We start from the raw sequence: 244 nt of genomic DNA on the forward strand, positions 1-244 counted from the left end.
GTGTACCAATCAGTGCCCGTGCCGTTGCCGATATGATGGCAGGTTCTGGTATTGACCGTATGCTGACGGTTGATCTGCACGCTGACCAGATTCAGGGGTTCTTTGATGTTCCCGTCGATAACGTTTACGCCTCTCCGGTATTGCTGGATGACTTGGAACGCCAGAATTACGATAACCTGATTGTTGTCTCTCCGGATATCGGCGGTGTTGTCCGTGCTCGTGCCATCGCCAAACAGATGGATGT

Annotated in this window: 1 pseudogene; it reads left to right on the top strand. The window is 52.0% G+C overall.

The features are described from left to right. Positions 1-244, top strand: a pseudogene (locus Q4563_RS21940) (ribose-phosphate pyrophosphokinase); the annotation flags it as partial.

This window comes from Gilvimarinus sp. 1_MG-2023 (genome assembly GCF_030548285.1).